The following is a 7,622-nucleotide window of genomic DNA, read 5'->3' as shown; positions in this document are numbered from 1 at the left end:
ATAATATCTAATTTAAAACTACTATTTCAAACATTGTCACATATTTAAACTATAAACTTATTAAAATCAATTCATATTAGTTTAAAATGTAATCATTCTTATTCAAATTCCTTTACAGAACTCTTATTTATTTTGACACTTTAAAACATCTTCCCTATTTTTTCTTAAATTTTATAATAATAGTCCTATTAACGCAAATACTATAAAAAGAGTTTAACTTTATCCATTAAATAAATTTAAATCAAAAATATATAGAAATGGAAGGAGAATAATTTATGATAAAACTAATTGGTATATTAATAGTTGTAATTGGATTTATACTTAAAATCGACACATTGTTTACTGTATTATTAGCAGGAGTAGCAACTGGAATTGTTGCAGGATTAGATTTTAATCAAATCTTTACAGTTTTAGGGGACTCTTTTGTTTCAAATAGAGGCGTATCATTATTTATATTGACATTGCCAGTAATCGGTGTATTAGAAAGATATGGTCTAAAACAAAGAGCTGTTTCTTTAATAGAAAAATTAAAAAGACTCACAACAGGAAAAGTACTTACTATATACATGATAGCTAGACAAATAGCTGGTGCTCTATCAATCAGAATGAGTGGACATCCTCAATTTGTAAGACCACTTGTTAATCCTATGGCACAAGCTGCTGGTTTAAGTAATAGTGATGAACTAAAAGAATCGGATGAAGAAGCCATAAAAGCATTATCTGCTGCATCAGAAAACTATGGAAACTTTTATGGTCAAAACCTATTTGCAGGTAGTAGTGGAGTATTACTTATAGCCTCTACTCTTACTCAATTTGGATATAATGTAACTGGAATTAATATTGTAAAAGCTAGTATTATTATGGCAGTAATAGCACTTGTAGTAGCTACAATCCAGTTTACCTTATATGATAAAAAGTTAAATAAGAGTCATAAAAAATAGATTTATTTAGGAGGAATAGAAATGCAAAATTTTATAAATATATCATTAGAAATTTTTTACGCATTAATGGGGTTTTTAATGATTGTCATAGCATATAAGTCTTTTACTACTATAAGTAACAATAAAAAATATGGTACATCATTATTTTGGATACTTATATCACTGCCATTCATATTTGGTAGATTGATTCCAGCTAATATAATCGGAATAATACTAATATTATCTAGTTTATTGACACTTTCTAAACAAGTTGTATTTGCAAAGTATGAAGAACCAGATGAGAATTTTGGAAAAGAACATGCAGATAAACTTAAAAACAAAATATTTATACCATCATTAATATTAGCATTTGCTGCGGTAATTGTAGCTATGAGCCTTTCTAATTTTGATAATTCTTCACAGTTTGCAATAGGTGTAGGTTCAATAATTGCATTAATATCAGCTCTTATAATAACCAAATCAAAACCTGCTACATCAGTTCAAGATGGTTCAAGATTACTTCAACAAATGGGACCTGCTAGTATGCTACCACAACTTCTAGTTGCATTAGGAGCTTTATTTACTCAGGCTGGAGTTGGTGAAGTTATTTCAAACATGATATCTGGAGTAGTTCCTGCTGATAATAGATTATTTGGCGTTATAGCGTATGTATTAGGGATGGTTATATTTACCATGATAATGGGAAATGCATTTGCTGCATTTTCAGTCATAACGGCAGGAATTGGAATTCCTTTTGTATTGTCACAAGGTGGAAATCCTGCTATAATTGGAGCATTAACAGCAGGATACTGTGGAACTTTACTTACTCCAATGGCTGCTAATTTTAACATCGTTCCAGCAGCCTTACTAGAATGTAAAAATGATTATATTGTTATAAAGTATCAAACCCCAGTTGCTTTGGTATTAATTATAGCCCATATATTAGTAATGTACTTTTTAGGATTTTAATATAATTAGGAGGTAAAATAATGAAAATTTTGTTAACAGGATTTGACCCATTTGGTGGAGAACCAATAAACCCAGCACAAGAAGCAGTTGAAAGGGTCAATGATAATATAAATAGTGCAGAAATTATAAAAATAACTATACCAACAGTTAGGACAAAATCGGTTGAAGCTATAGATAAAGCTATTCAAGAACACAATCCAGATATAGTAATATCAGTTGGACAAGCTGGAGGTAGATTTCATATTACACCTGAGAGAGTTGCTATAAATATAGATGATTTTAGAATAAAAGATAATGAAGGTAATCAGGTTATAGATACTGTTATAAAAGAAGATGGTGAACCTGCATATTTTTCAAAATTACCTGTAAAAGCCATGGTAAAACATATGAATGAAAATAAAATTCCAGCTAGTGTTTCAAACACTGCGGGTACATTTGTTTGTAATCACGTAATGTATGGAATTCTTTATATGATAGACAAGAAATATCCTAATATAAAGGGGGGATTTATACACATCCCATATATGACTTCACAAATAATAAATAAAAAGAATACACCATTTATGTCTTTAGAAGAAATAGTCAAAGGTTTAGAATTGGCTATAGAAGCTTGTATTATATACAAAGAAGATATAAAGGAAATTGGTGGTGAAATTTCATAATAATTTTTTAAGTATTTTTATAAGTTACAAATAAGAACTATTTAAATATAGACTGTGAATAAATCATTTAAACGATTTTACTCACAGTCTTTTTATTATATGTACAGATACAAAGTTAAGGTCTATTCTTCTCTCCCCACTCACACATTGCATCTAAAATTGGAATCAGAGATTTTCCCCTTTCTGATAAACTATATTCTACCTTAGGAGGTATTTGAGGATATTCAGTACGAATAATCAAGTTATCTGCTTCTAATTCTTTTAAAGATAAACTCAAAGTTTTATAGGAAATAGTATTTATATAACGCTTTAATGCATTATATCTTACAACCTCAAATTCTACAAGACAGTAAAGAATTATCATTTTATATTTGCCACTAATCAGTGAAAGTGTATAACTAAATCCCGTTTCACTTAAATCTGTATTTGAGATACAATCTATACCCATATATTACACTCTCCTTTTGGTTAGTATTGAACAAAAATGTGCGTACTTGTTTTTAGAATAATTTATAATAAAATTATAGTGTAAGAATAATTGAAAGTCAATTTGATAATAGGAGGTATTTTATATAGTAAAAAAACATGCTTTGATGGTGGAAAGCATCTAGGTAAAGTTTTAGCTAATTGTGTAATATAAATTGGTGATACTAATGGAAATCCTGCTTTAAAAAAGAAATATCTCTTAGAAAGTCTATTAAATAAAGTTTACTGGAGGAAATTTATAATGAAAGTTTTATTGATAAACGGTAGCCCAAACCAATATGGATGTACTTATACAGCATTAAATGAGATTACTAAAGTATTGAATAAACACGATATTGAAACAGAAATATTGTATTTAGGCAAAAAAGCAATACCAGGATGTACTAGTTGCTCATCCTGTTTTGAAACTGGAAAATGTATTTGGAATGATAAAGTTAATGAATTGGTTGAAGAGCTTGATAACATTGATGGTATTATTGTTGGTTCTCCTGTTTATTTTTCCAGTGCAAGTGGTCAACTAACTTCATTTCTTGACCGTCTGTTTTTCATAGCTGGAAGTCGCATGGCTACAAAACTTGGTGCTTCAATTGTATCCTGTAGACGTGGTGGTGCTAGTGCAACATTTGACCAACTAAATAAATATTTTTCAATTAGCAACATGCCTATTGTGTCATCACAGTATTGGAACCAAGTACATGGATTTACGCCAGAGGATGTTATGAAGGATGAAGAAGGATTACAAACTATGCGAACTCTAGGAGAAAATATGGCATGGCTTCTTAAGTGTATCTCAGCTGGTAAAGAAGCTGGAATTAAAGAACCACAATATGAAGAGAAAATTATGACTAATTTTATAAAATAAATAACAAAAATAATATAGAATTAGTTAAATAAAAGTATTAATTTATAAATAAAATAATCATATATTAAGATGAAAAACAACAAAACAGAGGTATTAAATTTTTATATTAAACCTCTGTTTTATCATTCCACTAATAACCAAACCACACACTCTATCATATACTTATAAATAAATTACAATGCTACTTTCTAAGTTGTTTAAATACATTAAATAGTACTTGCAATTGAAAGCCCATTTATTAAGTATATTCCTAAGATATACAATATATATATATGGATTGGATAGTATAAATAAAAAAAATATTTTAAGCTCTTCCCCTTCTCTCCATTGTAAAGTAACATTAAAGGTAGAGAAGCAACCATCATCCATTGGTAATTTTGTAAAATAGAATTTTTTAAACTATAATCCCCATTTGCCATTGCTACAAATATAAATATACACATTAAAACATAATAAATACTTAAACTAAATTTTTTGCCTCTACACAAATAAAAAATAATCCCCAGTATAATCCAAATTGGCCCACCTTCTACTAAAAATGGTACTGGTACCAAAATCATAAAGAAAGTAATAACCTTATTAGCAGCTTTAAAAAGTAAAATTACTGTAAATATTCCTAAAATTACAGGAATAATTATCATCAATAATCCTATAATAAGATATTTTTCTTCTTTTTCTTTTCTAAATTTCTTTATAAACTCTATTGCTTGTAAATAAATTGCTATTAAAAATAATGTTGAAAAAATATTATTTATAATTATAGCTCCTTCTGGATGTGGAAATACATTATTAATTATTTGATTTCCTATCGCCATAATAACAGACCACAAATACAATCTACTTATATATTTTTTTCTGTTACTAGTATAACAAAATCCTTCAACTGCCATAAATATAAACAGTGGTGCTGATATTCTACCTATCCAATGAAACCAAATTGGTATTTGCATTGTTTGTGGAATGAATGCTGCTATATGGTCAAATGTCATAAATATTAATGCTAGTATCTTAATAGTAAACCCACTTATCCCTTTTTTAAAAAAATCCATATCCTATCTCCTAATTTTGATTTATTTCTATGATAATTTCTGTTCCTACTCCAACTTTACTACTTACATAAATCTTCCCTTTATGAATCTCTATTATTTCTTTAGAAATAGCCATCCCAAGACCTGAACCTTTATGCAACTCTCCTGTATTAGTACCTCTATAGTATCTTTCAAAAATATGTTTCAAATCACTTTTACTTATTCCAACCCCACTATCTTTTATTATAATTTCTATATTATCTTTTTTTGCAATTTCTACCTTTATCAAAGTTTCCTCGTTATTGTGAACTATTGAATTAAATATAAAATTGGTTATAGCTCTTCTAAATAAGATTGAATCTACGCTTACTTCAATTAAATCTTCATCACTTTCAAACTCAATATTCCTATTTCTATATCTATTGTCATTTAAAATATCCACTATTATATTTCTAACTAAACTGACTAAATTTATTTTTTTCTTGTTCAAAGCTATAGTATTATTTTTTAATCGGGTAGATAAATTTAAATCATCAACCAAATCTTTTATATACTTAGACTTATTATATATAATTTCTGTATACTCTTGTAACTCATCTTCTGCAATCTCATAATCTTTGTCATTGATTATTTCTGCATACCCTTGTATAGATGCTAGAGGTGTTTTTATATCGTGTGTTATATTTGTCAGCCATTCCTCTCTCAATTCTTCATTTTCTTTTCTCTCATCTTCATTTATTCTTAAAGTATCAGCTAACATGTTTATATTTTTAAAAACTTCTTCATATATACCTCTATCCTTAATATATAAGCTATAATTTCCATTAGCCATAGTCTCAATACTCCATAGTACACTTGATATTGGTTTTGTAAGTTTTCTACTAAATAAGTATCCTACACCTAAAGCAGCCACACCATCAATTACCAACGTTATAATGATAATTTTATTTAAAGTTTCTTTAATATTATTTTTTGAATAAGTTAAAATTATTCTTGATATATCTCTACTAGGTATACTAATTATTATGTTTAGATGTTTTTTGTTTAAATATTTTTCTAAGACAAAATTAACATACTCTGTTTCTATATACTTGTAATTATTGACCATTTGAAATGGTGTATATTTTTTTGGAGCATCCTTTGGTACATTTATTCCATACACTTCTTCTCCTGAATCATTTAAAACCTGTAGCCAAGAATTTGATTTTTCTAATTTATCAATCCCAATTTTGGATAGTTTAAGTTGCTCATCTTTTTCGTATAACTCTTTTTCAAAAGAACGTACAAATTCTTCAGGATTATTTTTAGAATCTACAACTTTAAAAAAATTATCATTTGAAATCACATACAATATAGACATTATATTTATAATGACTACTGATATAACTACAAATACGATTGTAAGTATAAAGTTTCTGGTAATCTTCCATTTCATGTTCTAATCTTCCTTTACTGCTAATTTATATCCAAGACCTTTTATTGTCAGAATATATTCAGGTTTTGAAGGATTATCCTCTAGTTTTTCCCTAATTTTTCTTATATGAACCATTATAGTATTGTCAAATCCAACATAATCTTCTCCCCATACTTTATCCCATAGTCTTTCTTTACTTATAATTTGATTTTGATTGTTTGCAAATAAAGATAATATTTTTAGTTCCTTTGCAGATAATCCTATAGGATTTCCATCTTTTATAAGTTCTGCCCTACTTTCATTTAATTTATATGGACCAAATGATATAATTTTTTCTTTATTATTATCTAAATCTGTACTTTCATTTTGAACCTCGTTAAAGTAACTCAACCTTCTCAAATGAGCTTTAACCCTAAAAGCTACTTCCTTAGGGCTAAAAGGTTTTGTGACATAATCATCTCCTCCAATCGCTAGTCCAAGTAATTTGTCTAATTCTTCAGTTTTAGCTGATAAAAACATTATTGGAGAATTAGAGATTTTTCTTATTTCTTTGCAAATATCATAACCTTCACCATCTGGTAACATAATATCCAATATAATTAAATCAGGATTAATATTTTTAAATACTTCTAATCCTTCTTTTCTAGTTTTTGCCGTATATATGTTATTAAGACCTTCTTTTTTTAAGACAGTTTCCAAAAGCTTTAATATTTCTACCTCATCATCTATTATCAAAATACTATTTTCCATAAACAACCTCCTATGACAATTTACCTATATATTAGCATATATTTTATCTAAAATTCATATATCTTATTTTAAACTAAACTAAGATATAAATAAAATCACTATTATTTTTAGTTAAAATTTTTTACTTGATGTAAAATTTTTATATGTTATTTTAGTTAATAATACCATTAATATAATTGAGATTGCTATAGAGAAGCCTATCAAGACACTTGGTACGTTATATCTAACAATTTGTTGACTCATCATAATCCAATTTGGAGTTACTGACATAAATTTTATAGCTTCATCTGGTATAAATCCTACACTAAAATATGGAATTGCCATTCTGAACCTCCCATGACTAAAGTCACAGGGTTCCTGCTTCATAGAATTTTGCATACTAAAATATGTCTTACTAATTCTCCACAGGCTATCCCCGTAGTTCCTACGGTTCTTACATATGTTATCTATTTTTAACTGTTAATAGTCTTAATCCTTCTTTTAGTATATTTATACTTGCATTTATATCTCTATCGTGAGTTTCATTACAAC

9 protein-coding genes are annotated in these 7,622 nt (G+C 27.7%); 4 read left to right on the top strand and 5 right to left on the bottom strand.

Annotation, left to right across the window (positions count from 1 at the left end; genetic code table 11):
- Positions 1-275 precede the first annotated feature (275 nt).
- Genes KGF42_RS18215 through pcp form a run of 3 tightly spaced genes read left to right on the top strand, consistent with a single transcriptional unit; the run spans position 276 to position 2,551 of the window.
- Entirely contained in the window at positions 276-941 is a 666-nt protein-coding gene (locus KGF42_RS18215; protein WP_227822191.1) for a DUF969 domain-containing protein, read from the top strand.
- Positions 942-962: 21 nt separating this feature from the next.
- On the top strand, positions 963-1,889 hold the full coding sequence (locus KGF42_RS18210) for a DUF979 domain-containing protein (RefSeq protein WP_227826824.1): 927 nt from the start codon (positions 963-965) through the stop codon (positions 1,887-1,889).
- Positions 1,890-1,909: 20 nt separating this feature from the next.
- On the top strand, positions 1,910-2,551 hold the full coding sequence (gene pcp, locus KGF42_RS18205) for a pyroglutamyl-peptidase I (protein ID WP_227822193.1): 642 nt from the start codon (positions 1,910-1,912) through the stop codon (positions 2,549-2,551).
- A 115-nt stretch (positions 2,552-2,666) separates the two neighbouring features.
- Here pcp and KGF42_RS18200 read toward each other — a convergent pair whose 3' ends face one another.
- Positions 2,667-2,999, bottom strand: coding sequence for a winged helix-turn-helix transcriptional regulator (locus KGF42_RS18200; protein WP_054273669.1), 333 nt, complete (start codon positions 2,997-2,999; stop codon positions 2,667-2,669).
- A gap of 279 nt (positions 3,000-3,278) precedes the next feature.
- Between KGF42_RS18200 and KGF42_RS18195 the strand changes: the two genes are divergently transcribed.
- Complete coding sequence (locus KGF42_RS18195) at positions 3,279-3,899, top strand: flavodoxin family protein (protein ID WP_054273668.1); 621 nt, start codon at positions 3,279-3,281, stop codon at positions 3,897-3,899.
- A gap of 206 nt (positions 3,900-4,105) precedes the next feature.
- On the opposite strand, the gene KGF42_RS18190 is transcribed toward KGF42_RS18195, so the two are convergent.
- The 4 genes from KGF42_RS18190 to KGF42_RS18175 form a co-directional block, all read right to left on the bottom strand.
- Positions 4,106-4,948 (bottom strand): TraX family protein, encoded by an 843-nt coding sequence (locus KGF42_RS18190; RefSeq protein ID WP_227826823.1) that lies wholly within the window; start codon positions 4,946-4,948, stop codon positions 4,106-4,108.
- A 10-nt stretch (positions 4,949-4,958) separates the two neighbouring features.
- A complete protein-coding gene (locus KGF42_RS18185; RefSeq protein WP_227826822.1) occupies positions 4,959-6,362 on the bottom strand; it encodes a sensor histidine kinase in 1,404 nt (467 codons plus the stop codon).
- Between the two features lie 3 nt (positions 6,363-6,365).
- Positions 6,366-7,091, bottom strand: coding sequence for a response regulator transcription factor (locus KGF42_RS18180; protein WP_227822195.1), 726 nt, complete (start codon positions 7,089-7,091; stop codon positions 6,366-6,368).
- A 111-nt stretch (positions 7,092-7,202) separates the two neighbouring features.
- On the bottom strand, positions 7,203-7,415 hold the full coding sequence (locus KGF42_RS18175; protein WP_227826821.1) for a hypothetical protein: 213 nt from the start codon (positions 7,413-7,415) through the stop codon (positions 7,203-7,205).
- Between the last annotated feature and the right edge of the window lie 207 nt (positions 7,416-7,622).

The sequence above is a fragment of the Clostridioides sp. ZZV15-6383 genome (assembly GCF_020657735.1).
Classification (GTDB): domain Bacteria; phylum Bacillota; class Clostridia; order Peptostreptococcales; family Peptostreptococcaceae; genus Clostridioides; species Clostridioides difficile_D.
Note: the sequence above shows the minus strand (reverse complement) of the source record. Positions and strands in the feature narration are given on the sequence as shown.